The organism is Candidatus Synechococcus spongiarum (assembly GCF_900047545.1).
Lineage (GTDB): Bacteria > Cyanobacteriota > Cyanobacteriia > PCC-6307 > Cyanobiaceae > Synechococcus_B > Synechococcus_B spongiarum_C.
Window position 1 is genome coordinate 1 of record NZ_FITM01000157.1, and the last position, 26,820, is coordinate 26,820.

The window sequence follows — 26,820 nt, forward strand, 5'->3', positions numbered from 1 at the left end:
GCAGTCTTGCAGGTTCTGGCCCTCGGAGATGCAGTCGGTGGCAATCAGCAGGTCAAGGTCAATATGGTCACTCGCCTTGGAGCGCTGGCGGGCGGTGGGGGCGAAGTTGGTGAGAATGTGGTGAAATTCGTTGACACCGGCGGTGGCATGGGTTTTATCACTAGACACCACGGCCATCTTAATGTGTAACTCTGAGACGAGGGTCTTGAGATTTTCGTATAGATACAGAGCTGTATCTTTAAAGGTGGTAAACACCAATAGCTTACGATTGGGATGCCCCTCACGGTCTTGGGTAGGAGGGGGTTCCACTTTCTGACGGATGGTTTCCTTGAGCTGCTTTAGCTTGTCGTCTCGTTCCGGTGTGATGGCCTCTACCTGTTTCAACACCTTCGCCAGGGTGGCGCGGTCTAATTGCAAGTCGTCTTGCCAACGGGGTAAGTCCAGTTCTCGGAGGTGATAGGGGTTACGGCCCTGATTGATACAAAACTCTTCTTCCTCCTCGTCATTGTTGGGTCGTACAAAATCACTGAGGGGTTTGTCCCCGTCGGACTGCTTGTTCTGAATATAGTCGTTGATGTGTCTCAGGATGTTGTCAATTTTATTAATAGTGCGCTCCAAGGTGAGTTTTAGGGAATGAGCTGAGCTTTCCAGCCGTTTGAGAAAGTTGACCCGTATCATGCCCACCAGGAAGCGTTCGCTGTCCTGTTGGTTGAAGTTCTGCGTTTTGCGGCAGCTCTCCAGTTCAGCCTTCCGCTGCACATCAACGACATAGGCACTGGGTTGATAGATGGCAAGTTTGAATTGATTGATGCTGTCGGTCAGCTTCTGGTAGGAGAATTTATTGTCTAAGTCCGTGTCTAGGTACTCGTTTTTGGGCTTGGCCCGTTCCGGGAATTGCCCAATGCGCCCTATCTCGTCAGTGTAGAACTTCTCAATCTGGCGGCGGGAACGGGAGATGGATACCCCATTCAATAGCCTCAGGAAATCGCCACCTAACTGTTCTAAGAGGGCTGTCTTGTTGCGATCCTCATGTTTGGATTGGCTGTCCTCCCATGCCTTGAACACCTTCTGGGCCTTCCGCATGGTGCTGTGGATATTGGGCACATTCAGGTTTTGGGAGAAGGCATTCTCCCGCCCTTCTGTCATCAGATAAATCTGGTTGCGTAAATCAATCAATGATGTGTTGACTGGCGTGGCCGATAGCATTAGAACTTTGGTTTTGGGGCCTACCTTGATGACGTCTTCTAGCAGTTTTTTGTAGCGTTGCCCGCCTTGATTACGGAAATTATGAGACTCATCAATTACTACAAAATTGTAGTTTTGCCAGTTAAAGTTGTTCAGGTCATCGCCGCCTGATGATGTACCTGAGTTGCGGAGATCCGTATGAGCTAGCAGCTTGTAGGTAAAGCGGTCTTTAGGAAATGGATTCTGTTTGTGGTTCTTGTTGTCAGTGTAAAGAGACCAGTTATTCAGCAGTTTTTTTGGACAGAGCACTAGTACGCGGACATTCTCCCGTAGCTCAAAATACTTGATGACCGCCAGGGCAGTATAGGTTTTGCCCAATCCCACGCTGTCGGCCAGGATGCAGCCGTTGTGCTCCCGAAGCTTGGCAATGACGCTCTTGGCGCCGTCCCTCTGGAAGCCGTAAAGGGTGTTCCAGATTTGGCTATCCTGAAAACCGGTGGTGCTGAGATCCTCATCAGCCTGCCTTATCTTAATGCTCTCGTAGAACAGTTCATACAAGGTCTTGTAATAGACTTTCTCCGGGCTTTGGTCACCGCCGATGCGATTCAGAGCATTCAGCACTTCCTCCTTCACATCTTCGCTGAAGTGGTCATTATGCCAACGCTGATTGAACCAATTCAGCAGTTCTGTTACGGCTGCGGCCTCATGGGTGGCCAGGTTAATTTCCAGATTAGGCTTATCGCTTCCCCCTAGTCCCTTTTGCGTAAAATTGGAGCTGCCGACGATGCCCAATTTATGATGGGGAGATTCGGCAAGGTACATCTTGCCGTGGAGAAAGTGAGACCATCTGGCTGAGCGTATGGACACGTTGCTTTTGCTCACCCACTCAGCACACTGCCTGGCAAGACCCTTCTGCTCCAGCGTGAACCGCGGCTCCAACCCGTGCTCGGTGAATTGAAAAGACTTGGGCTCATCCTCCCTTGGATCCAAATCTTTCATCGATGACGGATCACCAAAGAGGAAACGCACCTTGGCCACACTGTTTAACTCAGCTTCCAGCAGCGCATAGCCATAGATGGTGAAGTAGGCAGAGACCACACTGAATTCATGAGCGTCCCTCAGGACTGGCTTCAGGCAGTCCACCACCTTGCGAGTGTGGTTGTCGATGATGTGAGGGTTTGTCGTCAATGGCGTTGGTCACCGGCCTTCTGTCAAAGCCTATCACTACGGCAACCAAGGCAGGGGTCCATACTGAAAAGTACGCCACTGCCCAGAGCACATGCACCGCACCCAGCACCTTCGAGCAGTGACGGTCCTGTCGGGGGTCAGTGGGGTGCTTTGCGCAGCATCTCCATGATCCTCATAGGGAGACTTTTCACTTCGTGACTCAGGTCGTCCACTTTTGTTGAAGCTCCTTCACGTCTTCCCGTAAATTGTCAATCTACTTGTTCTACTGGTGCATAAGCAACCCTACCCCTACCAGGATCATGGCTGGCTGGGTCAGCAGCGCCAGCCATTTGGTTAGTCCAGGGGGTACGACAGGCATCGGGCTGGCTGGCGGACGGGAACAACGGTCACCATCTTCCTTCCCTCTTCCTTCCCTCGTGTGCTTCCAGGGCTGCTCCGACAGCCAGGGGGCGCACCCTATGGGACAGCCCGGCCAACCACGCACCCCAATGACGGGGGAGGTCTTGAACCGCAGATCAGCCCCTGGCGGCAGCGCACCGGTAAGTGGGAAGAATAGGGAGAGTTAAGAGACAGTGGCACGACCGATGGCGCATCCCGACGAGCAACGCTTTGACCTGGTGGTGGTGGGGGCCGGCTCCGGCGGCCTGGCTGCCGCCAAACGGGCCGCCTCCCATGGGGCCTCCGTGGCTGTTGTGGAAGGCAGCCGGGTGGGGGGCACCTGCGTGATCCGCGGCTGTGTGCCCAAGAAGCTCCTGGTCTATGGCTCAGCCGTGGGGGAGCAACTGGCAGATGCCCCCAGCTACGGCTGGCCCGTGCCCCCTGTGGCGCCCCAAACCCACGTGCTACTGGACCACGTGCGCCGGGAGGTGGATCGTCTCAACAACATTCATGAAGCGGCCCTGGATCGGGCCGGGGTGGCGCTGGTGCGAGGTTGGGGTCGGTTCCTGGATGCCCGGCGCTTGCAGGTGGGAGAGCAGGTGCTCCGGGGCGAGACCATCCTGATTGCCGTGGGTGGGCAGCCGGTGCGCCCCAACCTGCCTGGGGCTGACCTGGCCCTGGTGAGTGACGACCTGTTCCTGCTGGAGCGCTTCCCCAGTTCCATGGTCATCATCGGCGGCGGCTACATTGCCTGTGAATTTGCCTGCATCCTGCAGGGTATAGGTGTGACCGTGACTCAGATTGTGCGGCGCCAGTTGCTGCGGGGGTTTGATCGGGGCTGCGTGGCCAGCGTGGAGGCGGGCATGATCGAGAAGGGCCTGGTGGTGCTCAAGGGGGTGTCTCCCCAGGCGATCCGCAGCAGCACCATGGGCCGCTGTGTGGTGCTCTCCGATGGCAGTAGCGTGGAGGCGGAAGCGGTGCTCCTGGCCACCGGCCGCCAGCCGCGGCTGGAGGGGTTGAACCTGGAGGCTGCGGGCGTGGCGGTGGAGGGCGTGCGCATCCCCGTGGATGATGACCAACGCACCAACGTTGGCCACGTGTTTGCCGTGGGGGATGTGACGGGTCGCATCAATTTGACACCCGTGGCGGTGGACGAGGGGCGTGCCTTTGCCGATTCCCGATTTGGCCAAAAACCCCGCCGCACGGACCACGGCCTGGTGGCCAGTGCGGTGTTCACCCAGCCGGAGCTGGCCACGGTGGGTCTGTCGGAGGAGGAGGCCAGGCGACGGCACGGGGAGCAGGTGCAGGTGTGTGAGGCCCGTTTCCGCAGCTTGTCCCGGGCCTTGCCCAAAACCGGCAGCCGCTGCCATTTGAAGCTGGTGCTGGGACCCCGGGAGCGGGTTCTGGGTTGCCACATGGTGGGGGAGCACAGCGCCGAGATCATTCAGATGGCCGCCATCGCCATGGGCATGGGGGCCACCAAGGCAGATTTTGACCGCACCATGGCCCTCCATCCCAGCATCAGCGAGGAATTTGTGACCATGGCATGAGATTGGGCCTGCTCCCAGTACTGCACGAGTGGTCAGAGTGGGTAAGCTGAGGCCAGTCCACATTCCCATGGGGCGTCCATGCCGATCCCGAATCACGAATTGTTGGCCAGAGTCGAATTTCTGGAAGCGCGCCTTGAACGCCTTGAACGCCTGGAGATTTCCCCCTCCGATCTGGAGGAACACCTCGCACGGCTGAAGCGCCTGGAGGGGTTCATGGAGTGCATCGAGGGCTACCTGGATCGCCTGGAGCGTTTGAGCGGGCCCCTGTCTCGCCTGGAGGAACGCCTTGACCTGATGGAGGGCCGCCCCGCCAGCCGCAGGACAGCCCAGCGCCCTCAGCCTGGCCGCCTGGTCCAATCCAGGATTGGGATCAAGGCATTCCTGTCTCAGGCTGGGCAATCACCATTGGCGCCACAGCGTGCCTTTCCCTTCAAGGCCTTCAGGACGTGGTTTCTGCGGCAACTGGGGAGGCGCTGACGGGAGGCTGAACGCGGAAGCCACAGTAGTGGTCACCCTCCTGGATCCAGTGGACCCGCTCCACTTGGCAATCGGGGAAGATGCTTCGGTAAAGCTGTAACTCCTGGCTACAGATCACGGGAAACTGCTCGGCAATGCGGGCCACAGAGCAGTGGAAGGCAGCGAGCAGCCAGCCGTGCTGGTCTTCACATGGTTCATAGTCCGCCACATACCCCTCCTGACGACGCAGCTCCACCAGGCGCTGCAGGCGCTTCTCCAGGGGGCAGTCCCCCAGGAGGTTGCGGTAGTGCCGGGCCTGGGCTGCGGCCTGCTGGTCAAGAAGCGTTTGCAGTTGATCGGGGCCAAGGTGGCTGGCCATGGTGTGGAGAAGTCCTCGGGCAAACTCCTCGCTGCCGTCGGGGAAGTGATCCCGACCCTGGTCCGTCAGCCGCCAGAGATGGCTGGGCCTCCCCAGACCGGTGGTGTTACAGGGGTTGTCCACCAGCCCTTCCTGTTCCAGGGAACGCAGATGGCGGCGCATCACCTGCACGGAGACCCCCAACTGGCTGGCCATGGTGGTGGCTGTGGCCTGGCCCAGCCGCAGCAGGAGGGTCAGCACGGCCTCGCGGGTGGATGTGACTGGTTCTGACGACATCGCGTGGGAAGCGGCCACAAGGCCGTGCAGATGGCTGTAGTCTAGTTAGGAAACTAACTGGTTTCGTTACTCTACTGCCCATGAATCCGGACCAAGCCGTTCAGCCCAGCCCCGAGAGCCTGGAGGCCCTGCGCAAATTTGCCCAGACCTACGCCCAGCGCACCGGCACCTACTTCTGCAGTGATCCCGGAGTCACTGCCGTCGTTCTCAAGGGTCTGGCCACCCACAAGGATCAGCTTGGGGCGCCCCTCTGCCCATGCCGCCACTACGATAGCAAACCAGCGGAGGCGGCCCAGGCCTTCTGGAACTGCCCCTGTGTGCCCATGCGGGAACGCATGGAATGCCACTGCATGTTGTTTCTCACCGAAGACAACCCCTTCCGCGGTGATAGTCAGACCATCACCACGGACACCATTCAGGCCCTCGCCAACTAAACCCCTTTCCCATCCCACGATGAGCAGTGCCGCCGCCGTAGAGGCCCTTAACACAACGCCTTATCGCTATGGCTTTGTGACCGACATTGAGACCGAGAAAATTGCCAAGGGCCTGGATGAGTCGGTGGTGCGGCTGATTTCAGCCAAGAAGCAGGAGCCGGATTTTCTGCTGCAGTTCCGTCTCAAGGCCTATGCCCAGTGGCAGCTCATGGAGGAGCCTGATTGGGCCGCTCTGAAGTATCCTGCTATCGATTATCAAGATATCGTCTACTACTCGGCGCCGCGTCAAAAGGAGCAGAAGGCCAGTCTGGAGGACGTGGACCCCGCCCTCCTGGAGACCTTTGACAAATTGGGCATTCCGCTGAGTGAACAGAAGCGTCTCAGCAACGTGGCTGTGGATGCGGTGTTTGACAGTGTGTCCATTGCCACCACCTATAAGCAGAAGTTGGCGGAGCACGGCGTGGTGTTCTGCTCCATGGGGGAAGCGGTCAAAGATTACCCGGAGCTGGTGGAACGCTACCTGGGCTCCGTTGTTCCCATTGGGGACAACTTCTTCGCGGCGCTCAATTCTGCAGTGTTCAGCGACGGCTCCTTTGTGTATGTTCCCAAGGAGGTGCAGTGCCCCATGGAGCTGTCCACCTACTTCCGCATCAACAGCGACGACGCGGGACAATTTGAGCGGACCCTGATCGTTGCCGAGGAAGGGTCCAGTGTCAGTTACCTGGAAGGATGCACGGCACCCATGTTCGACACCAACCAGCTTCATGCCGCCGTGGTGGAGCTGGTGGCCCTGGATGATGCCTCCATCAAGTACTCCACCGTTCAGAACTGGTATGCCGGCGACGAGAACGGCAAGGGGGGCATCTATAACTTTGTCACCAAACGGGGGCTGTGCAAGGGCAGGCGCAGCCGCATCAGTTGGACCCAGGTGGAAACGGGTTCAGCCATCACCTGGAAGTATCCAGGCTGTGTGCTGCGCGGCCAGGATTCCATTGGCGAGTTTTACTCCGTGGCCCTCACCAATCATTACCAGCAGGCGGATACGGGAACCAAGATGGTTCATGTTGGTCCCGGCAGCCGCTCCACCATCATCAGCAAAGGCATTAGCAGCGGCCACTCCGTCAACAGTTACCGGGGTCTAGTCAATATCGGTCCGCAAGCCCGTGGAGCCCGCAACTTCAGCCAGTGTGATTCCATGCTCATCGGAGATCAGGCGGCAGCCAACACCCACCCTTATATTCAATCTCGCCAACCTGAAGCCACCGTTGAGCACGAGGCCAGCACCTGCCATATTTCCGAGGATCAACTCTTCTACCTGCAGTCTCGCGGCATTGAGTCTGAGGCAGCAGTCTCCATGCTGGTGAGCGGATTTTGTCGCGACGTGTTTAACCAGTTGCCCATGGAGTTTGCCGCCGAGGCGGATAAACTCCTGGCCCTCAAACTGGAAGGTTCCGTTGGCTGAGTCCCGCCAGGTTTGTTGTTGCTCCCATTGATTCCCTGCTCCCCATTAGGCCCTTGACGTCCACCGAGACCATGCCCGCGTGTGAACCCTCCCCCGTTCAAACCGGGGACGTGCTCCTGTCCATTGAGAACCTCCATGCCCATGTGGAGGGGAACGAGATTTTGCGGGGTGTCTCCCTGAGAATTCGCGCCGGTGAAATCCATGCCCTGATGGGGCGCAACGGCAGCGGCAAAAGCACCCTCTCCAAAGTGATTGCTGGCCATCCTGCCTACACCGTCACCGCTGGCGCCATCCACTACAGGGGCCAGGATCTGCTGGCCCTCTCCCCGGAGGACAGGGCCCGAGCGGGCGTGTTCCTGGGCTTTCAATATCCCGTGGAAATTCCCGGCGTCAGCAATCTGGAATTTCTGCGGGTGAGTTGCAACGCGCGGCGGCAGCACCGGGGCCAGGAGGAACTGGACACCTTCGCCTTTGAAGATCACGTGCGGGACACTATGGCCATTGTGCAAATGAATCCGGCATTTCTGGAGCGCAGCGTCAACGAGGGCTTCTCCGGTGGGGAGAAAAAACGCAACGAGATCTTGCAGATGGCGCTGCTGGAGCCACTGGTGGCCATCCTAGACGAGACGGATTCCGGTCTGGACATTGATGCCTTGCGCATTGTGGCCAACGGCGTGAAGACGTTGACATTGCCAACAACCGCCACGCTGCTGATCACCCACTACCAGAGGTTACTGGATGCCATCACCCCTGATTTCGTCCACGTGATGGCGGAGGGTCGCATTCTGCGTACCGGTGACAAGGATTTGGCCATGGCGCTGGAGCAACGGGGATACGACTGGATTGACGGTGCGGACACTCCTCAGCCATGAGCAATGCCACCCAATCCCAATCCTGGCTGGACACCCTATTGCAGGTGCTGGCCCAGCGGTCTGGCCAGCCAGCCGGTCAACGGGCTGCTCAGTGGGCCGGTGCCCGTGATTGGTGCTGGCCCACGCCCCGCAATGAGGCATGGCGGTTCACGGATCTGCGTTGCCTGACCCAACTGGACCCCGCTCGTCTCCATACCCGAACGGCAGCTCCCCCCTGGCCCCATGGGTTGAGCCAAGGGTCTTCGAGACACGTGGCCCTGCAGCTCGACGGCCATGGTCACTGGCGTGCTCCCCAGGGGGAAACACCCTTCTGGCCCCACGGCCTCATGCCACTGCCCACCGAGGAGACGACCCCAGGCCAGGTGGCCCGGACCGTCATCTCGTCGGAGACGTTGCCCTTGGGGGCCCAGCTCAACGGGGTGACCCCTGGCCCGCCCCTCGCTCTGCAGGTGAGTGGGGCCGATCCCGTCCATCTGGCGTTGGCGATTCAGATGGAGCAGGCCCAAGCCTGGCTGGCGCCCCGTGTGCTGCTGGTGCTGCAACCCGGCGCCCGATTGTGTCTGAGTTGGCACGTGGCCGCAACGGCCCAGGCTGCGGTGCTGCCCATGGTGGAGGCCCGGTTGGGGACTGGCGCCCAGCTTGAGGAGGCCGCCATAGCCTGGGGCTGCCCAGGGGCCACGTTCCTGGGCAGCAGCTTCGTCCATCAATCCCCCCGGAGCGTCTACCGACGCACCAACGTGACCTGGGGATGGGGCCTGAGCCGTGACGAGCCTTTCATCCGCCAGGCCCAAGGTCAGGCGGAGACCCACCTGCATGGTCTGGCCGTGGCCCGGGGCCGGTCCCTGCTGGATACCCACAGCACGGTGTTCTTCGACGGCCCAGCGGGCCAGCTTCGGCAATGCCACCAGGCCCTTGCCGATGGTCGGGGCCACAGTGTCTTCAACGGCCGCGTTGTGGTGCCACGGGTGGCCCAGCAGACGGATGCCAGCCAACTGAGTCGCAACCTGCTGCTCAGCACCAGGGCCCGGATCGACACCAAGCCTCAACTGGAAATCGTTGCCGACGACGTGCAATGCACCCACGGCGCTACGGTCAGTTGCCTCCAGGATGACGAACTCTTCTACCTGCAATCCAGAGGTATTGGTCGGGAGCAGGCCTCCCGTCTACTCCAACGGGGATTCTGCGAAGACGTCCTGCAACGGCTGCCCTGGGCAGCCCTGGCCTGGTCCTCCCTCCAACGCCTACTTGAGATCCCCGTCCCGGATCAACCATGACCACCACCCCCATGAGCGCCGCCACGGAGCGCCAGCTTGATCTGGCCCGTTTGACCCGCCCCGACTTTCCCCTGCTGGACCAGTTCCTGCAGGGGCGCCCCCTGGTGTACATGGACCATGCCGCCACCAGCCAGAAGCCCCGGCAAGTCATTGACGCCCTGGTGGAGTACTACCGCTGCCACAATGCCAACGTGCATCGTGGTGCCCACACCCTCAGCGCCCGGGCCACGGAGGCCTTTGAAGCAGCCCGGGCCACTGTGGCCCGCTTCGTTGGCGCCGCTGATGCCAGGGAAATCGTCTTCAGCCGCAATGCCACGGAGGCCATCAACCTGGTGGCCTATAGCTGGGGCCTGGATCACCTCAAGCCCGGTGATGAAGTGGTGCTGAGCGTGATGGAGCACCACAGCAACCTGGTGCCCTGGCAGTTGATGGCCCGGCGCACCGGCGCCGTGCTGCGCCATGTGGGCATCACCCCCCAAGGGGAGATGGACATGGAACATTACAAGGCGTTGCTCAACGGCCGCACCCGGTTGGTCTCCTTTGTCCACCTGAGCAACACCCTGGGCTGCCTCAATCCCGCAGCGGAGATCACCGCCATGGCCCATGGCGTTGGCGCCCACGTGCTGGTGGACGGCTGCCAGGCCCTGCCCCATCGGCCTGTGGACGTGCAGGCCCTGGGCTGTGACTGGTACGTGGGCTCCGGCCATAAGCTCTGCGGTCCCACAGGGATCGGTTTTCTCTGGGGACGGGAGGACCTTCTAGAGGCCATGGCCCCCTTCCTGGGTGGGGGAGAAATGATCGCTGCAGTGCAGTTGGGGAAGAGCACCTGGGCGGAGTTGCCCCACAAATTTGAAGCGGGGACCCCTGCCATTGCCGAAGCCATCGGCCTGGCTGCAGCCCTGGACTACCTCACCGCCCTGGGCCTGGAGAGAATCCACGCCTGGGAGCAGCAGCTCACCCAACACCTGTTTGATCACCTCCAGGCTGTCGACGGCCTCACCATTTACGGCCCCGACCCCCGGCAGCAGCCGGATCGTGGCGCCCTGGCCAGCTTTACCGTGGCGGGAGCCCATGCCCACGACATGGCCGCCCTGCTGGACAGCGCCGGCATTTGCATTCGCAGTGGCGACCATTGCACCCAACCCCTCCACAGGGCACTCCAGGTGACGGCCACGGCCCGGGCCAGCCTCAGCTTCACCAACACCATGGAGGAGATCGACCGCCTTGCCCATGAACTGCAGGAGGCGGTACACCTGTTGCGGCAAAACGGCGAGCCTGGGCTGGGGTGAAACCCCATGCCTTGATGCTGTTTCCCCATGGACTTAGCGCTCACCGCCCTGTTATGGGGGAGCAGGGCAATCTAATCCAACCCTTGCACTCAGTTCAGTTTTTTATAGTCTCTTCTTAAAGAAGCAAGCATCCCTTGCCCATGTTTGAATCCAGTCCTGCAAGCGCATTTAAGGTATGAGCCGAGGTTTTGAAAACCTCGGAAGCCTCTGGCCCATGCTGCTCCCTCCACGACTGACCTTCTAATGGTGGAAATGTATCCCAGAAGGAAAGTTGCTTGATTTTTCGAAGCGACCTTGAGTCGAGCCCTCTTTTGTGAACAATGATGAACCAACGATTAAGTGTTGCGGTTTTTGCTTCAGTGGTTGCCACTGTCTCTCCTGTCAATGTCCTTGCCAGTGAAGTTGCCTCTCTGTTCCTTCTGCGAAAACCCCAAGGTTCTGGATCTGTTCACTTCTCCCCTGAGCCTTGGACAATGGGGCGCCATCAACAGTTGGACAACCTTTTCCATGGGATGCCCCTGCGCCCTGAGAAAGTCAGTTATGGTGAGGATTCGTCTGGGCGTGGGCCAGCAGGCTGGTCCAGGGGTGGGGACTGCGGTTTTCCTGGGTGCTCAATAGCTTCAACCTCCTGGCTGGACCAGGAACAGGTAGACCTGGATGAGGATATTGAGTTGAATGCTCTTGCCGACGACCGCCTGATGGATGGGCAAAAATTCATACAGATGACCCTGAGCGGCCTTGGTGAGGTCTGAGCAAGCCCTCTCTTGCTCCTACTGGTCTCTTGAAAGCCTTATCAGGGACAGGGAAGTCAGAGTCTTTTCGTGGCGTCCTCCAGCAATTACCTTCCAATCTGGAGGTTGACCATGCTACAATAGGGGATGGCTAAGCCATATCACACAGGTGTCCTCCCCCACAGAATATGGCCTCTGCTTCCATCCCAAAGCTCTGGAAGAGTGGAAAAAGAAGAGTGGAAAAACCTGACCAAGTCAGTCCAAGAGCGCTTCTTGAAAAAGCTAGCCGAAAGACTTCAGCAGCCACACATAGAGACCAGTCGGCTCCGGAGGGCTCTGAACCGGTACAAAATCAAAATAGGAACTCCTGCCTTCCGACTCGTTTATGAGGTTGAGGGCGGATAGCTAAAAGTTCTAGCCATCGTCAAGAAGGGAGACAAGGACGGTCCATACCAGAGGCAAACGAGCGCTCTTAACCATAGAGGGAGCCTCCCCTGGGATAGCAAGCACCCGATGCTCCGTTAAAGGTGCTTCCGGAAAAAGGCTTCTGTGCATAGGAGAACCTCCTGCTGCACCCCACCGTCACGGAATCCATGGCCTTCCTCCGGGTAGCGGTGCATCTCCACGGTGACCCCCCGCTGGCGCAGTGCTGCAGCCATGCGCTCCGTCTGCTCCGGCAAGACCACCTGATCCTTCAGGCCCTGGAACAGCACCACCGGCCCTTGTCCAGGCCGGACCCGATGCAGCGGCGAACGGTCCCGATAGCGTTGGCCCATGGTCGGCCATGGCCCAACCAGGCTCTCCAGGTAGCCGCTCTCGAAGCGGTGGGTGTCCTGGGCGAGGGCGGCCAGATCCGTGACCCCATAGCGACAGGCCCCCACTCGAAACAGGTCACTGTTGGAGAGACAGCCCAGGGCCGTGAACCCACCGGCACTGCCACCGCTGACGGCCACCCGTTCCGGATCCACCCGACCGGCTGCCACCAGAGCCCTGGCCGCCGCTGTGCAGTCCTCCACGTCCACTACGCCCCAGGCCCCATCCAGCCGCTGGCGGTAGGCGCGACCAAACCCGCTGGAGCCCCCGTAGTTCACGTCCAGCACGGCCCAGCCCCGGCTGGTCCAGAATTGGGTCTCCAGGCTGAAGCAGGGGCGTGCCATGGCGGTTGGGCCACCGTGACAGCGCACCAACAGGGGCGGCAGGCCCACGGATACAACAGGGCGGTACAACCAAGCGTGGGTGCGGCGCCCCTCATGATCAGGGAACCAGAAGACCTCGGGTGTGCTGATGGGATCGGCAGCCAGGGGATTGGCGCCAGTGGATGTGTGCCGCCAATGGCCACTCACCAGATCCACCTCCAGCAATCCATCCGATTGCTGTGGCCCTGCTGCAAGGGCAACAGCCCGCCGACCATCGGCCCGCAGGCTGGAGATCTCTGTAAAGGGCAGCTCCAACACCCGCCAACGGGGGGTGGAACCGGAGGACCACTGAAGCTGGCCCAGCCTCCAGCAACCATGGCGGCAGTGGGCAGCCACCAGCCCCTTCTCCCACACCGCCGTGGTGCTCATCCCCGCCACCCACTGGGGCAGACCGAAGTCTGCGTCCATGGGTAGCAGGCTTCTCCACAGGGGTCGGGGGCTGTTCAGGTGGTCTGGGGCCAGGTGCTGGAGATTCCAGTACCCACTGCGGTCACTGGCCATGACCAACCCCCCGTCGCGCAGCCATTGGGGTTGGAAGACAGCGGCTGTATCGCCGTCACCCCCCGCCAGGCACCGGGGCTCTTGCAGTCCTCCGTCATCTCCCAACCGGGCCACCCAGAGGCGGCTGCCTTGCCATGGCATGGCGGGGAGATCCCATTCCAGCCACAGCAGGTGACGACCATCGGGGGAGAGGCTGGGGGTGCTGCAGAAGTCCGCCTCGGCCCGCAGGGGGTGGCTGGCGCCAGTGCGAAGACAAACCCGGGTGAGCACGTCCTGGTGCTCCTGCTCCCAAACGCCGATCCAGAACTGGCCCTGCCCATGGAGGCAGCCGTCCCCCATGGCCACCACCGCGGGCCGGCAAAGTTGGCGCGGTGGGGTGAGGCCATGAAGATTGAGGAGCCAGAGGGCAGGGCCTGTCCGGGTCCGGTTCACAAGAACGGCGTGGTGGCGCCCAAAGGCCACGGGCGCTCCACCAAAGCCGTGGAGGGACGTGCGCAGGTTCCAGTCCCCCGGTGTCAGCTCCTGACGTTGACCATCTGCCTGGCTCATCAGGGTGGTGCGGCCCCCTTCCCAGGGGCGCTGCTCCAACCAGAACAACCGCCGACCCGCCAGCCATGGTTCTTTCCAATTGGGCAAGCTGCCAACAACCGCGCTGGGCGGTAGAGGTTGGACGGGATCCGACACCATGACGGGGCACCACGTGACTCAATTCTCCTTAGGATGGGCAACACACGCCCTATTGCAAAGGAGTCCTCCATGGCTGGAGCCAGCTTCGCCAGCCTTGCCCACCGCGCTGCTCGGCGTGAAGCCTCGGTGGCTGTTGAGAAGCAGGTGGATGGCCCGGCTCCCCTCACCATCCACCATCTGGGAGACCGGGTGTTGCGGCAACCCGCACGACGGGTGTCCAGGGTGGACCACGGTATCCGCCAACTCTGCCGCGACATGTTGCGCAGCATGTACAGCGCCCAGGGCATTGGTCTGGCGGCAACCCAGGTGGGTGTTCACAAGCAGGTGTTGGTCATTGACCTGGACCCGGAAACCCCCAGCAGCCCGCCTCTGGTGCTCATCAACCCGGAGATTACCGCCTGGGGTGCCTCCGTGGACTCCCGGGAAGAGGGCTGCCTCAGCATTCCCGGGGTCTACCTGAACGTGGTGCGGCCCACGGTGGTGGAGGTGAAGTTCACGGATGAGCTGGGGCGCAACCAGCGCCGCAAGGCGGACGGTCTCCTGGGTCGCTGTATCCAGCACGAGATGGATCACCTCAACGGGATTCTGTTCGTGGACCGTGTCCAGGACGTGGAGGCTCTGGAACGGGAACTCGACCACCATGGCTTTGTCCCCGGTGCAGTCCATGCCGTTGTCTAGCTTGCAGTCTGTGCCATGCCCATGAAACCGCTGGCAGGGCTGTTGCTGGCCCTCTCTTGTCTGCTGGGCATTGCGGCCACGGGGTCGGTGTTCGAGTTGGCCTATGGGGACCCCCAGTTGGGGGTGGTGCCCACCAGCATCATCCTGGCGGTCAGCGCACCGGGGACTGTGCTCACCCTGCTCATGGCCATGGCCTGGAACAATCGGTCCTCCTGAGGACTACACTGTCTAGCCTGTTTTGTCTGGACCCCTTGTCTGCATGGCCCAAGTCACTGTTGGAGAAAACGAAAGCATTGAGTCCGCCCTGCGCCGGTTCAAACGCCAAGTGTCGAAGGCGGGTATTTTTGCAGAGTTGAAGCGCCTTCGTCACCATGAAAACCATTTTGAGAAGGCCAAGCGCAAAGCCATGCAGCGCCGCCGTCGCCGTTGAGGCCCGAGCCTGGCCTAAGTTTTCCTTAAGTTCCCATGGTCTATGGGGCCACCCGGCCTGACTCTGCAGCAGCCTGGGTCCAGGTCGTCTTCCCCTGTCATGAAGAACGTCTCACTGATCGGCAAGCTGCGCCGCTGGTTCGCAGAAGGCCTTGCCCACTCCTTTGGTGAACCCGAGCAGGAACACCGCCTTGAACCGCCCCATATTGGGGTACAACCCTTCCATGGCGATCCTCCCCGCCGGGCTCGCACTTGACTGGCCGCTTTGACTGGCTAGCCCCGACCAAGTCGGTTGAGTTCATGATGGGGTAGGCTGCTGTCTTACCGCCAGCGGTTTTGATGGCAAAGAAGTCGATGATTGCCCGGGATGTGAAGCGCCGCAAGTTGGCGCAGCGGTTCCGGGCCAGGCGCGAGGCGCTGAAGGCCGCCTTTGTCGCGGCGGCGGATCCCATGGAAAAGCTGGAAATCCACTTCAAGCTGCAGCAGCTTCCCCGCAACAGTGCTCCCAATCGCCAGCGCAACCGCTGCTGGGCCACCGGGAAGCCCCGTGGTGTGATGAGTGATTTTGGGCTGTGCCGAAATCAACTGCGTCAGAAAGCCCACGCCGGCCTGCTGCCAGGCGTCGTCAAATCATCCTGGTGAGAGCTAGGATGGCAAGGTTGGCAAAACAACAAACCACAAACTGAGGAAACAACAAGCGTGCAAGGAGAAAGTCGGTCATTTTCCTTCGATGGACGTGAGGTTCAACTGACCATCAACCGCTTTGCCCCCCAGGCAGGTGGATCAGTGATGCTGGAGTGCGGCGGCACGACGGTTCTTGTGACAGTGACCCGTTCGGCCGCACGGGAGGGGGTGGACTTTTTGCCCCTCCTCTGTGACTACGAAGAGCGCATGTATGCCGCGGGACGCATTCCCGGCAGCTATCAGCGGCGAGAGGGCCGCCCTCCGGAACGGGCGATTCTCACCTGTCGCTTGATGGATCGTCCCCTGAGGCCTTTGTTCCCCCACTGGCTGCGGGACGACATTCAAGTGGTGGCCACGTGCCAGGCCCTGGATGAACGGATGCCCCCCGACGTGTTGGCGGTCACCGGCTCATCCATGGCAACCCTTCTGGCGCGCCTGCCGTTCGCGGGGCCCATGGCGGCTGTGCGGGTCGGCCTGCTGGGGGACGACTTTATCATCAATCCCAGTTTTCGGGAAATTGAGCGCAGCGATCTGGATCTGGTGGTGGCCGGCACCCCCCATGGGGTGGTGATGGTGGAGGCCGGAGCCAGGCAGCTTCCCGAGCATGACGTGATCGAGGCCATTGATTTTGGCTACGAAGCGGTGCAGGACCTCATCAAGCACCAGCAGGCCATCCTCACGGAGCTGTGCATTGCGCCTGTGCCCATGGAACCTGAAGCCAACAACGAGGCGGTGCTTGCCTATCTGGAGTCCCAGTGCTCCGACAGCATTCGCGCCGTGCTGGCGGAATTCAACCTCAGCAAGGCGGATCGGGACAACAAGCTCAGCGTCATCAAGTCCCATGTGGCCAATGGCATTCTCAATCTGGGGGAGGACCACCCCGTGCGCATGGCTGTGGCCAGCAACATCAAGCTTTTCGGCACCAGTTACAAGGCCCTCACCAAAAAGTTGATGCGGGGCCAGATTCTCACCGAGGGCAAACGGGTGGATGGCCGCGCCCTGGATCAGGTGCGTCCCATTGCCTCGGCGGTGGGCATTCTGCCCCGCAAGGTCCATGGCTCAGCGGTGTTTCAGCGGGGTCTCACCCAGGTGCTCTCCACCACCACCCTGGGCACCCCCAGCGATGCCCAAGAGTTGGATGACCTCAATCCGTCTAACGAGAAAACCTATCTGCACCACTACAACTTTCCTCCCTTCTCGGTGGGGGAGACCCGTCCCCTCCGTTCCCCGGGTCGCCGGGAAGTGGGGCATGGTGCTCTGGCGGAGCGGGCGCTGATACCCGTGTTGCCCAATAAGGAGGACTTCCCTTACGTCATCAGGGTGGTGTCGGAGGTGCTCAGTTCCAACGGCTCCACCTCTATGGCCTCCGTCTGTGGCAGCACCATGGCCTTGATGGATGCCGGGGTGCCCATCAAGGCCCCTGTGAGCGGGGCAGCCATGGGCCTGATCAAGGAGGGGAGCGACGTGCGCATCCTCACGGATATCCAGGGCATCGAAGATTTCCTGGGGGACATGGACTTCAAGGTGGCTGGCACGGAGAAAGGCATCACGGCCCTGCAGATGGACATGAAGATCACCGGTCTGCCCATGGCCACCATCGGTGACGCCATCCGGCAGGCGCAACCTGCCCGGCTGCACATCCTGGCGGAGATGCAGAAAACCATCGACAAGCCACGGGAAGACCTGTCGCCCCATGCCCCGCGCCTGCTCACCTTCCGCATCAGCCCTGAGTTGATTGGCACGGTGATCGGCCCTGGCGGTCGCACCATCAAGGGCATCACGGAGCGCACCAACACCAAAATCGACATCGGCGACGAAGGCCTGGTGACCATCGCTAGTCATGACGGCGCCGCTGCCCGCGAGGCCCGACGCATTATTGACGGTCTGACCCGCAAAGTTCATGAAGGGGAAATGTTCCGAGGAACCGTCACCCGCGTTATCCCCATTGGCGCCTTTGTGGAAATTCTACCCGGCAAAGAGGGCATGATCCACATCTCCCAACTCTCGGAGACACGGGTGGAAAAAGTGGATGACATTGTCAAAGTGGGGGATAGCGTGACCGTACGGGTTCGGGAAATCGACAACCGTGGCCGCATTAACCTCACCATCCGTGGTGTTCCTCAAGAGGGTTGACCAGCCAATCCCGATTGCCGTTTACCCTGGTGATCGGGATTCCCTCTACTGTCCTCGCAAGTTGCTAGAGTCGCTTCCCCAAATCAGCCGACGCCTGAAGCAGCAATTGCCTACCCTGTTTGCGCCGCTCCAACAGGCCATGGTCTGCAAGGGTGAGCAGATCCTCCATGCGGGCAGTCTGATAGATCACCTTGTGGCTTGTTCCATGGGAGCGGATGCTGTAACGGAAGCCGGGGTGTTTCATGCCATGGAGCAGCAGCGCCAGTTGGCGATGATTGAACAAATCCAGATCAGCCAGTTGCTTCTCAAAGTCTTTCATCTCCTGTTTTTTCCGTTTAATGGTGGCCTCCAGTTGATCCATGGCCTGACCGATTACCTTGAGTTACGCCAGCAGGAAGTAGGTCAGGTCGTTGTTGTCGGTTTCCGTCTCACGGAACGCACGAGCGTACGAGGCAGGGGCCTTTCTCAAAATCGTCGAGATGGAGACGAAGGAAAACAGCCCGTAGTCGCGGCACAGCATGGCCCAATAAAAATGAGCCCGCGCCGTGCGGCCGTTACCATCCAGAAAAGGATGGTCATAGGCCAACCAGAAGTGCAGGGTGATGGCCCGGATCACCGGATGAATGAAGGCAGCCGGTGTGTCGCCATTGGCAAAGGCACACAGATCGACAAGACGCTGCTCAAGTTGCTCAGCCGGTGGTGGCCGATGGACGATCTCTCCATGCAGGTCCACCACCACGTCTTCGCCACTGCGGCGCAGCCGACCGGCTGCATCTCCCGTGTCAAGGGTGTTCTGGGTGATCCGGCGGTGCAGGCTCAGCGTCAGTTTCGGCGTCAGTGTTTTGTCTCGTAACGTTTGCAGCCATCTCATGGCCTGAAAATTGTTCACGATCATTCGCTCACCCCCCAGACATTGCCTGGCTTCAAATCGGGGTTCCTGCTGTTAGTGGCTCTGTATTAAAGTTTATCACACTCCACTGCCGGACCGCTGTGATTTTTCGTGGCGCAGGCGTAGGGGTGCATGACTGAATCCAGAGCACAAAGGTAACTCAGTGCCGGCGCTGCCGATCTGCTGGAGCCAGGCACGTCTTCCAGAGGGACAATTTGGCCCCTGCTGTCTCGGTGCTCTACAACATTCCGGGGGCTTCCTGGTCAGAGACTTCAAAGCCCGCCATCCCACCTCATCTGGCCACCAGGCATGACAAAGCTCGACCCGTCCAGAGCGGCACTCACGGTCGTTAAACCAGACACAAAGTCCCGATCAGGCGTCACCAACATGTCGACAACAGCCTCCAGATGGTCGAGATCGGTTGATATAGGGGATTCGTGATGTCATGGTCTCCTGCAACGAGAGCCGCGATGGCCAGAGGCTCACTCAGGTTGAGCGGCTGTGGCACCTGTCCGCGCTGCGGACTTTCCCCTGATGCACGCTATCAAAACCCACAAACTAGATGGCCATGTCCCGCCTTGCCGCCCCAGGGGCTCCGTAGCGGCCGTTCAGTAGCGTCGTGTACCCCAGAGTCTGCGGACAGTTCAGACCAAAGCCGTTTTCAGCGACCCAGCCGGAGATCAACTCGCCGAGATGTGTCACGCCAGACATCTTGATGTCCTCCCAACAATCACGGCAATGGGCCGCCATGATTCAAACGACCCATCCGCTTTTATGAGGACAGAGCAACCCACATTTTAGCTGGTGGCATTAATTGGAGATCTCCAGTTCTCCAACAGGCTCCACCCCCAGGCGGCTATTGGCCTCAATGGCGCTGAGCACCTGACGGGACCGCAACACCACGGATTGGGGGATTCCCGCTAGGCGGGCGACTTCAATGCCGTAGCTGCGGTCTGCGCCACCCGAGCGCACCTGGTGCAGAAACACCAATCGGTCGTTTTCTTCAACCACGACCACCTGGTGGTTCGCCACGTTGGGCAAACGCTGGGCCAGGTGGTTAAGCTCGTGATAATGGGTGGCAAAGATGGCACGGGAGCCCAGGCGAGTGGCCAGGTCTTCGGCCACGGCCCAGGCAATGGCCAGTCCGTCGAAGGTGGCGGTGCCGCGGCCAATCTCGTCCAGCAACACCAGGGAGCGATCCGTGGCGTGGTGGAGGATGTTGGCGGTTTCGCTCATCTCCACCATGAAGGTGGACTGTCCTGCCGCCAGGTCGTCCACGGCCCCCACCCGGGAGAAGATCCGGTCACAGAGGCCCAGGTGCGCTGCAGTGGCTGGCACGTAACTGCCCATCTGGGCCAAAAGCTGGAGGAGACCCGTCTGGCGCAGGTAGCAGCTTTTGCCACTGGCATTGGGACCTGTGAGGATGATCAGGTCGGCCCCCTGGGGTTGACCGAGGGCAAGGTCGTTGGCCACAAAGGCCCCCTGCACCAGGTTTTGCTCCACCACGGGGTGCCGGCCTGCCGTGATGGCCATGGCGCGGCTATCGTCCACCTGGGGACGGCAGTAGTTATGGGTGGCTGCCAACCCCGCCAGACCCGTCAGGGCATCCAGAGCTGCCACGGCTGCGGCCCGGTGGCGGATGAGACCAGCCTGTTCCCCCACCTGCTGACGCAGGCCGCAAAACAGATCGTACTCCCGCTGGGCCGTGCGGGAGCGCAGGGACAGGATGCGTCCCTCCCGCTCTTTCAGTTCCGGTGTGACGAATCGTTCCTCGTTGGCCAGGGTCTGGCGGCGGATGTAGCGTTCCGGAGCCTGGTGGGCCCTGCTCTTGCTGATGCTGATGAAATAGCCAAAGCTGCGGTGCAGGTTCAGGCGCAGGCTGCCGATGCCCGTGGCCTGCCGTTCCCGTTGCTCCAGTTGCTCCAGCCAGGCGTGATCTTCCGCCAACCGTTGGCGCAGCTTATCCAGAACCTCGTCCACCCCGTCCTGGATCAGGCCCCCTTCCGTCAGGGACAGGGGGGGACTGCTCACCAGCGTCCGGCGCGTGGTTTCCATGAGTGCAATCAGGGCGGGATCCCGGTGGCGCAGGGCTTGCAGATAGGGACCCTGGGCATCACGGAGCAGGCCTGCCAATTGCCCCAGCCGCTCCAGACCATCCGCCAGGGCCATCAGATCCCTGGCCCCCGCCGTGCCACTGGCCGAGCGCCCCGCCAGGCGCTCCAGATCCCCCATGGGGCGCAGCACCCGGCACAGGGCTTGCCGCAGCTTGGGTGTTGCCATGAGGGTGGCGATGGTCTCCTGTCGTGCGGCAATGGCTTGCAGGTCCACCAGGGGCCGTTGCAACCAGCGGCGCAGGCAACGCCCTCCCATGGCTGTGAGGGTGCGGTCAATGGCCCAGAGCAGGGATCCCTGCCATTGACCGTCCCGCTGGGTTTCCGTCAGCTCCAAATGGCGGTGAGTGTGTTGGTCAATCTGCAGGTGCTGATCCAGGGAATAGGTTCTGGGCATGGCCAGGGGAACGGTCATGCCCCGCTGGGTGTCTTGCAGATAGTGCAGCAATCCGCCGCAGGCCCCCAGAGCCAAGGGAAGGGCATGGAGCCCCAGCCCGGCCAACCCCGCCAATCGGAAGCGGTCCTGCAACGCGGTCTCCGCCGCCATACGCTGGAACGCACGGCGGGGCACTGTGCCCACCGCCAGACCAGCGGGGCACCAGGGAGGGGGCGCCATGGCCACTGGTCTCTCCCCGGGGTCACTGCTGCGGGGAAGTAGCAACTCCGCCACCCGCAGGCGGAGCAACTCCTGGTTCAATTGGCTGCTGCTGTGCACCTGGGTGGCCTGGAACTCCCCTGTGGACACATCCGCTACTGCAAGACCCCAGCCTGGCTCATAACCGTTGTCGCTGGCCAGCACCGCCGCCAGCCAATTGTTGCACCGAGCGCTCAGCATCCCCTCCTCCAGCACCGTCCCGGGGGTCAGTACCCGGGTGATGTCCCGCCGCAGGAGGCCCTTAGGGTTGCTGGCGGTGGCTTCCAACTGATCACAGATGGCCACGCTGCACCCATGACGCAGAAGCTGGGTGGCATGGCGCTCAAGGGCATGGTGGGGAATGCCGGCCATGGGGACCCGCCCAATGGCGCGCCCCCCCTCCTTGCCCGTCAGGGTCAACTCCAGCAGTGTGGAGGCGGTGACGGCATCCTCGAAGAAGCACTCGTAGAAGTCCCCCAGACGGTACAAGAGCAGACGCTGGGGATGTTGACGCTTGAGTTCCACGTAGTGGCGGAGCATGGGCGTCAGGGCCGGGACGGGCACCTGGCTGTGGTGACTCCAGCGGGGATCTTGGCTCAGGGCCTCCTCACCAGCGTCCTGCTGGCGCCGCGACGCGGTGGTGGGAGCCTGACGGTGCCGGGGGGCTGCCGGTTCGGAGCTGGCCCCGGCAGCAGTGGGGCCTGGCGCCGCAGCAACAGTTTCAAAGCCGGCGAGGGATAATTGTTGATTGTGCCGGGGCTGCGCTGAATCACCCACCGTCCCCAACTCCCACAAGCTGTTGCGGATCGTAGGCAGAAAACCGCCAGGGGATGGTTTTCGTGGAAGACTGTTGCGTGGAGTCTCCTAATCCCTGCTGCGTACCCATGCAGATTCTCAACGTGTTCACTGTGTTCCTCCTGGTGGTGATGAGCTTTGCCATGGTGGTGGCTGTGCCGGTGCTTTATGCCAGCGGTGAAGACAGCGGTCGCTCCAACCGGTTGATTCTTCTGGGCAGTGCTGTCTGGGTCGGCCTGGTGCTGCTGAATTGGGGCATGAGTATCTTTGTGGCCTGACGTCTCGCGGCCTGGCGGTCGTCAGTCTGATAATTCAGGCTGCATTGCCCAGGAGTACCCCCGCCAGTGACCACGTTTGAAGGCAGCTTTTCTGCTCCGGAGTTGGGCCGCGTCCGCATTGGTCTGGTGGTGGCCCGTTTCAATGATCTCATTACCACCCGGCTGCTCTCCGGCTGCCTAGACTGCCTGAGCCGCCACGGCATTGATACCAGCGAGACCAGTACACAACTGGACACGGTGTGGGTGCCAGGGAGCTTTGAAATCCCTGTGGTGGCGCAACACCTGGCCCGCAGTGGCCGCTATCGGGTGATTATTGCCCTGGGGGCCGTGATTCGTGGCGACACGCCCCACTTTGACGTTGTGGTTGCCGAGGTCGCTAAGGGGGTGACCAGTGTGGCCCGGGACAGTGGCATTCCGGTGATCTTTGGCGTGCTCACCACCGATACCCTGCAGCAGGCCCTGGAGCGGGCCGGCATCAAGAGCAATCTGGGCTGGACCTATGGCCTTGAGGCCCTGGAGATGGCCAGCCTCATGGGTGTGCTTACTTCCCTGTAATCCCTTGCCGTCAGCCATTGACAGATGTCTCCCGAATAGTTCATGCTTGACCCCCAGGCATGGCCTCCCCCAGCCTGCTGCGGATGTAGCTCAGTGGTAGAGCATCTCCTTGCCAAGGAGAGGGTCGAGAGTTCGAGTCTCTTCATCCGCTTTCTTCCCGGAATCGCCACCAGGATCCTTCAGTTTTCTTGTGGCTGGAGAAGCATGAGGTGCTGCTTACCCTCCTCGTGGAAGCCCAGCCTCTGATAGAAGCCCAGACCATGGGTTGTCATGACATAGACCCGCTCGGCACAGCGCACCGCCGGCGACGCCAGGAGACGGTTCACCACAGCCCGACCCGCCCCCCGGCCTTGCCAATCCTGACGGACCACCACGTCCCAGAGCACAGCCCGATAGATCCCGTCACTGGTGGCTCGCCCCACGGCCACCAGATCCTCTCCGTCCCAGGTGCTCACGATTACGTCCGAGCCCTGCAAACACCGCAGCAGACCGGTAAGGCGCCGCTCCCGGGCCCAGAAGCTGTTGTCCATGAACAATATCTGTAGTTGACCCACCGGCAGGGCGTGTCCCTCCAAGGCTCTTTGCAGGGGTATCCGCAACAGGGCGGGGAGCCGGAAAAGCCAGCGGCCGTGGGAGAAGCTGCGCAGTGTGCCGAGGTCCTTGTGCATCAGTGGTCACCGGCCCAGGCAAAGGGATGGCGATGGTAGGATGATCCTTTCAATGAAGGCGGCCTGTTGACAGTTCAGTCCATTGTCACGGAGCCTTTGCCGCTGGAGACGCATGATGCTCAAGTTGCTTCTGGGTGATCCCAACGCCCGCAAGCTAAGACGGTACCAGCCCCTCGTGGCCGAGATCAACGGCCTGGAAGAGGAGATGGCAGCCCTCAGTGACCAGGATTTACAGGGGCGAACCCAGGCATTCCGAGAGCGCTTTGCCGGTATTCACGAGCCGGACCAACGCCTTGAGTTGATGGACGAGCTGCTGCCCGAGGCCTTCGCCGTGGTGCGGGAGGCGGGCAAGCGGGTGTTGGATATGCGTCACTTTGACGTGCAGCTCATTGGCGGCATGGTGCTCCATGATGGCCAAATTGCCGAGATGAAAACCGGTGAAGGCAAGACCCTGGTGGCCACACTGCCCGCTTACCTCAATGCTTTGAGCGGGCAAGGCGTGCATATCGTCACCGTCAACGACTACTTGGCCCGCCGCGACACGGAGTGGGTGGGTCAGATCCATCGCTTTTTGGGCTTGAGCGTTGGCTTGATCCAGCAGGAGATGAGCCCCAAGGAGCGTCAGCGCAATTACGCCTGTGATATTACCTATGTCACCAACAGCGAGCTGGGCTTTGACTATCTACGGGACAATATGGCCACGGATCTTAAGGATCTGGTGCAGCGGGATTTTCATTATTGCATTATTGATGAGGTGGATTCCATTTTGGTAGATGAAGCTCGTACCCCTCTGATTATCTCCGGTCAAGTGGAGCGTCCCCAGGAGAAATATAAAGAAGCCGCATCCATTGCCACCAAGTTACAACGGGCCGAAGGAGTGACCAAAGACGGAGTAGACCCTGACGGCGACTATGAAGTGGACGAGAAGCAGCGCAATGTGATGCTGACGGATCAAGGATTTGAGAAGGTGGAGAAGCTGTTGCAGGTCAAAGATCTCTTTAACCCGAAGGATCCTTGGGCTCACTATATCAATAATGCTCTCAAAGCCAAAGAACTATTCACTAAAGACGTCAATTACATTGTCCGCGAAGATCAAGCAGTGATTGTGGATGAATTTACCGGGCGCGTCATGCCGACACGACGGTGGAGCGACGGCCAGCACCAGGCCATTGAAGCCAAGGAAAACCTGGAGATCCAGCCGGAAACCCAAACCATGGCCACCATCACCTACCAGAACCTGTTTCTGCTCTATCCCCGTCTTGCCGGCATGACTGGCACTGCCAAGACAGAGGAGACCGAACTGGAGAAAACCTATAACCTGGAAGTGACGGTTGTTCCCACCAATCGTCTCCTGATTCGCAAAGACTTGCCGGATCAGGTGTTCAAGACGGAAGCCGCCAAGTGGCGCGCCGTCGCCGATGAAATTGCCAAGGAACACGAGACGGCGCGACCTGTCCTGGTGGGCACCACCAGTGTGGAGAAATCCGAGTTGATCAGCGGTTTGCTGAGGGAGCGCAGCATTCCTCACAACCTGTTGAACGCCAAGCCGGAAAACGTGGAGCGGGAAGCGGAGATCATCGCCCAGGCGGGCCGCGCTGGCGCTGTGACCATCTCCACCAACATGGCGGGCCGCGGCACGGACATTATTCTTGGGGGCAACACGGACTACATGGCCCGCCTGCGGATCCGCGAAGCGTTGCTGCCCCAGTTGGTGAACCCGGAGGATCCTCAACTCATGGGTGGCGCGTTGGCCAAGCAGCGGTTGAATCCAGTCCAGTTAGAAGCCCTGCTGCGTCAGCGTCAGCAGGAGCAATCCCGCCGTCTGGCTAAGTTGTTCCCTTGCCCCCTCAGTCCGGGAGCGGAACAGGACCTCAAGCAACTGAGCGGGGATCTGGCCCAGGCTTGGGGAGAGCGCCGCCTGAGCCTCATTACGTTGGATGAACGCCTCAACGTGGCAGCAGAAAAAGCTCCCGTTCAGGATCCCTGGATCCAAAAGCTGCGGCAGTTGATGCAGCGCATTCGTGGGGAGTACGACAGAATAACAGCCCATGAGCAGGAGGGCGTCATCGGCAGCGGAGGACTCCATGTGATCGGGACCGAACGCCACGAGTCACGGCGCGTGGACAACCAGTTGCGGGGCCGCTCCGGTCGCCAGGGGGATCCGGGGAGCAGCCGCTTCTTCCTGTCTTTGGAAGACAGCTTGTTGCGCATCTTTGGTGGTGATCGGGTGGCCAAGGTGATGGACGCCTTCCGCGTTGACGAGGACATGCCCATTGAATCCAGCTTGCTGACCCGCTCCCTGGAGTCTGCCCAAAAGAAAGTGGAAACCTACTACTTTGATATTCGCAAACAAGTGTTTGATTATGACCAAGTAATGAACAACCAGCGGCGTGCCATTTATGCGGAGCGACACCGTGTTTTGAAGGGCAACCAACTGAAACAACAAGTTTTGAGCTATGGAGAGCGCACCATGGAAGATATTGTTGACGCTTATGTTGATCCTGAACTTCCCCCTGAGGAATGGTCACTGGATCGGCTGGCAAGCAAAGTAAAAGAATTTGTGTACCTGCTCAGTGATCTGCGACCTCAGGATCTCCTGGGTCTCAAGGTTGAAGAGCTCAAGGCCTTTCTTTGCGAACAGTTATGCAGTGCCTACGATATCAAGGAGGCCCAGGTGAATGAAATCCAGTCCAATCTGATGCGGCAGGCTGAGCGCTTCTTTATCCTGCAACAGATTGACACACTTTGGCGTGAACATTTGCAGAGTATGGATGCCCTGCGGGAGTCGGTGAATCTACGGGGATATGGCCAGAAAGATCCCCTGATGGAATACAAAAATGAAGGATACACCATGTTTTTGGAGATGATGACCCAAATGCGCCGTAACGTCATCTACTCCATGTTCATGTTTGAGCCACGCCCCCCGGCTGTATCCACGCCCCCCCATCGCGAAGTGATCATCTGAGGTGTAACCGTCCCCGGTGGGCCGGGATCAGGCATCACCATCCTGGTTATTGAACCCGAGTTCTGGATAAGGGGAAACAGGGGAAGCCCCTCTCTTGCCCAGGCTTGTGGCCTTGAGAAGGCTTCTGGGGAGAGGGAAGATAG

Annotated in this window: 24 protein-coding genes and 1 tRNA gene; 18 read left to right on the top strand and 7 right to left on the bottom strand. The window is 60.4% G+C overall.

What is annotated here, in order from left to right:
• Nucleotides 1-2,373: SNF2-related protein (locus FLM9_RS06665; protein WP_143324641.1), on the bottom strand; the 2,373-nt coding region annotated here is incomplete at its 3' end.
• Nucleotides 2,374-2,957: 584 nt separating this feature from the next.
• Here FLM9_RS06665 and gorA point away from each other — a divergent pair.
• Together gorA and FLM9_RS06675 are read left to right on the top strand one after the other, a co-directional pair.
• Nucleotides 2,958-4,301 carry a glutathione-disulfide reductase gene (gene gorA, locus FLM9_RS06670; RefSeq protein WP_074457840.1) on the top strand — a complete coding sequence of 448 codons (1,344 nt, stop codon included), beginning with the start codon at nucleotides 2,958-2,960 and terminating at the stop codon, nucleotides 4,299-4,301.
• Nucleotides 4,302-4,379: 78 nt separating this feature from the next.
• On the top strand, nucleotides 4,380-4,778 hold the full coding sequence (locus FLM9_RS06675; RefSeq protein ID WP_143324642.1) for a hypothetical protein: 399 nt from the start codon (nucleotides 4,380-4,382) through the stop codon (nucleotides 4,776-4,778).
• Here FLM9_RS06675 and sufR read toward each other — a convergent pair.
• The gene (gene sufR, locus FLM9_RS06680; RefSeq protein WP_074457842.1) at nucleotides 4,741-5,412 is read right to left on the bottom strand and encodes an iron-sulfur cluster biosynthesis transcriptional regulator SufR; all 672 of its coding nucleotides are present in this window, start codon (nucleotides 5,410-5,412) and stop codon (nucleotides 4,741-4,743) included. The two genes, FLM9_RS06675 and sufR, sit on opposite strands and share 38 nt — an antisense overlap.
• A gap of 80 nt (nucleotides 5,413-5,492) precedes the next feature.
• Between sufR and FLM9_RS06685 the strand changes: the two genes are divergently transcribed.
• The 6 genes from FLM9_RS06685 to FLM9_RS08765 all read left to right on the top strand — a co-directional run bounded on the left by FLM9_RS06685 (nucleotide 5,493) and on the right by FLM9_RS08765 (nucleotide 11,879).
• Nucleotides 5,493-5,846 carry a ferredoxin-thioredoxin reductase catalytic domain-containing protein gene (locus FLM9_RS06685; protein ID WP_074457843.1) on the top strand — a complete coding sequence of 118 codons (354 nt, stop codon included), beginning with the start codon at nucleotides 5,493-5,495 and terminating at the stop codon, nucleotides 5,844-5,846.
• 19 nt (nucleotides 5,847-5,865) lie between these two features.
• Nucleotides 5,866-7,308, top strand: a complete 1,443-nt coding sequence (sufB, locus tag FLM9_RS06690; RefSeq protein ID WP_074457844.1) for a Fe-S cluster assembly protein SufB — start codon at nucleotides 5,866-5,868, stop codon at nucleotides 7,306-7,308.
• A 71-nt stretch (nucleotides 7,309-7,379) separates the two neighbouring features.
• Complete coding sequence (gene sufC / locus FLM9_RS06695; protein WP_074457858.1) at nucleotides 7,380-8,180, top strand: Fe-S cluster assembly ATPase SufC; 801 nt, start codon at nucleotides 7,380-7,382, stop codon at nucleotides 8,178-8,180.
• Nucleotides 8,177-9,454 (top strand): SufB/SufD family protein, encoded by a 1,278-nt coding sequence (locus FLM9_RS06700; RefSeq protein WP_074457845.1) that lies wholly within the window; start codon nucleotides 8,177-8,179, stop codon nucleotides 9,452-9,454. The genes sufC and FLM9_RS06700 overlap by 4 nt, the downstream gene beginning before the upstream one ends.
• Nucleotides 9,451-10,743, top strand: coding sequence for a SufS family cysteine desulfurase (locus FLM9_RS06705; protein ID WP_074457846.1), 1,293 nt, complete (start codon nucleotides 9,451-9,453; stop codon nucleotides 10,741-10,743). The genes FLM9_RS06700 and FLM9_RS06705 overlap by 4 nt, the downstream gene beginning before the upstream one ends.
• Before the next feature lie 878 nt (nucleotides 10,744-11,621).
• The gene (locus tag FLM9_RS08765) at nucleotides 11,622-11,879 is read left to right on the top strand and encodes a type II toxin-antitoxin system RelE family toxin (RefSeq protein WP_368794375.1); all 258 of its coding nucleotides are present in this window, start codon (nucleotides 11,622-11,624) and stop codon (nucleotides 11,877-11,879) included.
• A 116-nt stretch (nucleotides 11,880-11,995) separates the two neighbouring features.
• Here the strand turns inward: FLM9_RS08765 and FLM9_RS06715 are convergent, their stop codons facing one another.
• A complete protein-coding gene (locus FLM9_RS06715; RefSeq protein WP_257243042.1) occupies nucleotides 11,996-13,807 on the bottom strand; it encodes a S9 family peptidase in 1,812 nt (603 codons plus the stop codon).
• 120 nt (nucleotides 13,808-13,927) lie between these two features.
• Here FLM9_RS06715 and def point away from each other — a divergent pair, with 120 nt between their 5' ends.
• The 6 genes from def (at nucleotide 13,928) to FLM9_RS06740 (ending at nucleotide 17,782) form a co-directional block, all read left to right on the top strand.
• Complete coding sequence (gene def / locus FLM9_RS06720) at nucleotides 13,928-14,536, top strand: peptide deformylase (protein WP_074457849.1); 609 nt, start codon at nucleotides 13,928-13,930, stop codon at nucleotides 14,534-14,536.
• Between the two features lie 15 nt (nucleotides 14,537-14,551).
• Nucleotides 14,552-14,752 (top strand): hypothetical protein, encoded by a 201-nt coding sequence (locus FLM9_RS06725; protein WP_074457850.1) that lies wholly within the window; start codon nucleotides 14,552-14,554, stop codon nucleotides 14,750-14,752.
• A gap of 43 nt (nucleotides 14,753-14,795) precedes the next feature.
• Nucleotides 14,796-14,966: a 30S ribosomal protein S21 gene (gene rpsU / locus FLM9_RS06730; protein ID WP_046839376.1), complete on the top strand. Its 171-nt coding sequence runs from the start codon at nucleotides 14,796-14,798 to the stop codon at nucleotides 14,964-14,966.
• 99 nt (nucleotides 14,967-15,065) lie between these two features.
• Nucleotides 15,066-15,221, top strand: coding sequence for a hypothetical protein (locus FLM9_RS08235; protein ID WP_180365329.1), 156 nt, complete (start codon nucleotides 15,066-15,068; stop codon nucleotides 15,219-15,221).
• Between the two features lie 83 nt (nucleotides 15,222-15,304).
• Nucleotides 15,305-15,607, top strand: coding sequence for a 30S ribosomal protein S14 (gene rpsN / locus FLM9_RS06735; protein ID WP_074457859.1), 303 nt, complete (start codon nucleotides 15,305-15,307; stop codon nucleotides 15,605-15,607).
• A gap of 57 nt (nucleotides 15,608-15,664) precedes the next feature.
• A complete protein-coding gene (locus FLM9_RS06740) occupies nucleotides 15,665-17,782 on the top strand; it encodes a polyribonucleotide nucleotidyltransferase (protein ID WP_074457851.1) in 2,118 nt (705 codons plus the stop codon).
• A gap of 64 nt (nucleotides 17,783-17,846) precedes the next feature.
• Here FLM9_RS06740 and FLM9_RS06745 read toward each other — a convergent pair whose 3' ends face one another.
• The 3 genes from FLM9_RS06745 to mutS all read right to left on the bottom strand — a co-directional run bounded on the left by FLM9_RS06745 (nucleotide 17,847) and on the right by mutS (nucleotide 22,202).
• Complete coding sequence (locus tag FLM9_RS06745; protein ID WP_074457852.1) at nucleotides 17,847-18,143, bottom strand: hypothetical protein; 297 nt, start codon at nucleotides 18,141-18,143, stop codon at nucleotides 17,847-17,849.
• A gap of 21 nt (nucleotides 18,144-18,164) precedes the next feature.
• Nucleotides 18,165-18,671: a Fic family protein gene (locus tag FLM9_RS06750; RefSeq protein ID WP_218969752.1), complete on the bottom strand. Its 507-nt coding sequence runs from the start codon at nucleotides 18,669-18,671 to the stop codon at nucleotides 18,165-18,167.
• Between the two features lie 810 nt (nucleotides 18,672-19,481).
• Nucleotides 19,482-22,202 (bottom strand): DNA mismatch repair protein MutS, encoded by a 2,721-nt coding sequence (gene mutS, locus FLM9_RS06755; RefSeq protein ID WP_438801342.1) that lies wholly within the window; start codon nucleotides 22,200-22,202, stop codon nucleotides 19,482-19,484.
• A gap of 98 nt (nucleotides 22,203-22,300) precedes the next feature.
• On the opposite strand from mutS, the gene psbZ reads away from it, so the two are divergent.
• The 3 genes from psbZ (at nucleotide 22,301) to FLM9_RS06770 (ending at nucleotide 23,195) form a co-directional block, all read left to right on the top strand.
• Nucleotides 22,301-22,489: a photosystem II reaction center protein PsbZ gene (gene psbZ, locus FLM9_RS06760; RefSeq protein ID WP_074457855.1), complete on the top strand. Its 189-nt coding sequence runs from the start codon at nucleotides 22,301-22,303 to the stop codon at nucleotides 22,487-22,489.
• Nucleotides 22,490-22,555: 66 nt separating this feature from the next.
• Nucleotides 22,556-23,044, top strand: a complete 489-nt coding sequence (gene ribH / locus FLM9_RS06765; RefSeq protein ID WP_074457856.1) for a 6,7-dimethyl-8-ribityllumazine synthase — start codon at nucleotides 22,556-22,558, stop codon at nucleotides 23,042-23,044.
• Between the two features lie 79 nt (nucleotides 23,045-23,123).
• A tRNA-Gly gene (locus FLM9_RS06770) sits at nucleotides 23,124-23,195 on the top strand.
• A gap of 28 nt (nucleotides 23,196-23,223) precedes the next feature.
• Here the strand turns inward: FLM9_RS06770 and FLM9_RS06775 are convergent.
• A complete protein-coding gene (locus FLM9_RS06775) occupies nucleotides 23,224-23,712 on the bottom strand; it encodes a GNAT family N-acetyltransferase (protein WP_074457857.1) in 489 nt (162 codons plus the stop codon).
• 115 nt (nucleotides 23,713-23,827) lie between these two features.
• On the opposite strand from FLM9_RS06775, the gene secA reads away from it, so the two are divergent.
• A complete protein-coding gene (gene secA / locus FLM9_RS06780) occupies nucleotides 23,828-26,677 on the top strand; it encodes a preprotein translocase subunit SecA (protein ID WP_074457860.1) in 2,850 nt (949 codons plus the stop codon).
• The last annotated feature ends 143 nt before the right edge of the window (nucleotides 26,678-26,820 follow it).

Bases quoted from the DNA above. Each gene is read 5' to 3' on its own strand.
- FLM9_RS06745 (WP_074457852.1), bottom strand. From the start codon at position 18,143: ATGGATCAACTGGAGGCCACCATTAAACGGAAAAAACAGGAGATGAAA.
- def (WP_074457849.1), top strand. From the start codon at position 13,928: ATGGCTGGAGCCAGCTTCGCCAGCCTTGCCCACCGCGCTGCTCGGCGT.
- gorA (WP_074457840.1), top strand. From the start codon at position 2,958: ATGGCGCATCCCGACGAGCAACGCTTTGACCTGGTGGTGGTGGGGGCC.
- FLM9_RS08235 (WP_180365329.1), top strand. From the start codon at position 15,066: ATGAAGAACGTCTCACTGATCGGCAAGCTGCGCCGCTGGTTCGCAGAA.
- FLM9_RS06705 (WP_074457846.1), top strand. From the start codon at position 9,451: ATGACCACCACCCCCATGAGCGCCGCCACGGAGCGCCAGCTTGATCTG.
- rpsN (WP_074457859.1), top strand. From the start codon at position 15,305: ATGGCAAAGAAGTCGATGATTGCCCGGGATGTGAAGCGCCGCAAGTTG.
- secA (WP_074457860.1), top strand. From the start codon at position 23,828: ATGCTCAAGTTGCTTCTGGGTGATCCCAACGCCCGCAAGCTAAGACGG.
- psbZ (WP_074457855.1), top strand. From the start codon at position 22,301: ATGCAGATTCTCAACGTGTTCACTGTGTTCCTCCTGGTGGTGATGAGC.
- rpsU (WP_046839376.1), top strand. From the start codon at position 14,796: ATGGCCCAAGTCACTGTTGGAGAAAACGAAAGCATTGAGTCCGCCCTG.
- FLM9_RS06685 (WP_074457843.1), top strand. From the start codon at position 5,493: ATGAATCCGGACCAAGCCGTTCAGCCCAGCCCCGAGAGCCTGGAGGCC.
- FLM9_RS06675 (WP_143324642.1), top strand. From the start codon at position 4,380: ATGCCGATCCCGAATCACGAATTGTTGGCCAGAGTCGAATTTCTGGAA.
- FLM9_RS06775 (WP_074457857.1), bottom strand. From the start codon at position 23,712: ATGCACAAGGACCTCGGCACACTGCGCAGCTTCTCCCACGGCCGCTGG.
- sufR (WP_074457842.1), bottom strand. From the start codon at position 5,412: ATGTCGTCAGAACCAGTCACATCCACCCGCGAGGCCGTGCTGACCCTC.
- FLM9_RS08765 (WP_368794375.1), top strand. From the start codon at position 11,622: ATGGCTAAGCCATATCACACAGGTGTCCTCCCCCACAGAATATGGCCT.
- sufC (WP_074457858.1), top strand. From the start codon at position 7,380: ATGCCCGCGTGTGAACCCTCCCCCGTTCAAACCGGGGACGTGCTCCTG.
- sufB (WP_074457844.1), top strand. From the start codon at position 5,866: ATGAGCAGTGCCGCCGCCGTAGAGGCCCTTAACACAACGCCTTATCGC.
- FLM9_RS06725 (WP_074457850.1), top strand. From the start codon at position 14,552: ATGCCCATGAAACCGCTGGCAGGGCTGTTGCTGGCCCTCTCTTGTCTG.
- FLM9_RS06700 (WP_074457845.1), top strand. From the start codon at position 8,177: ATGAGCAATGCCACCCAATCCCAATCCTGGCTGGACACCCTATTGCAG.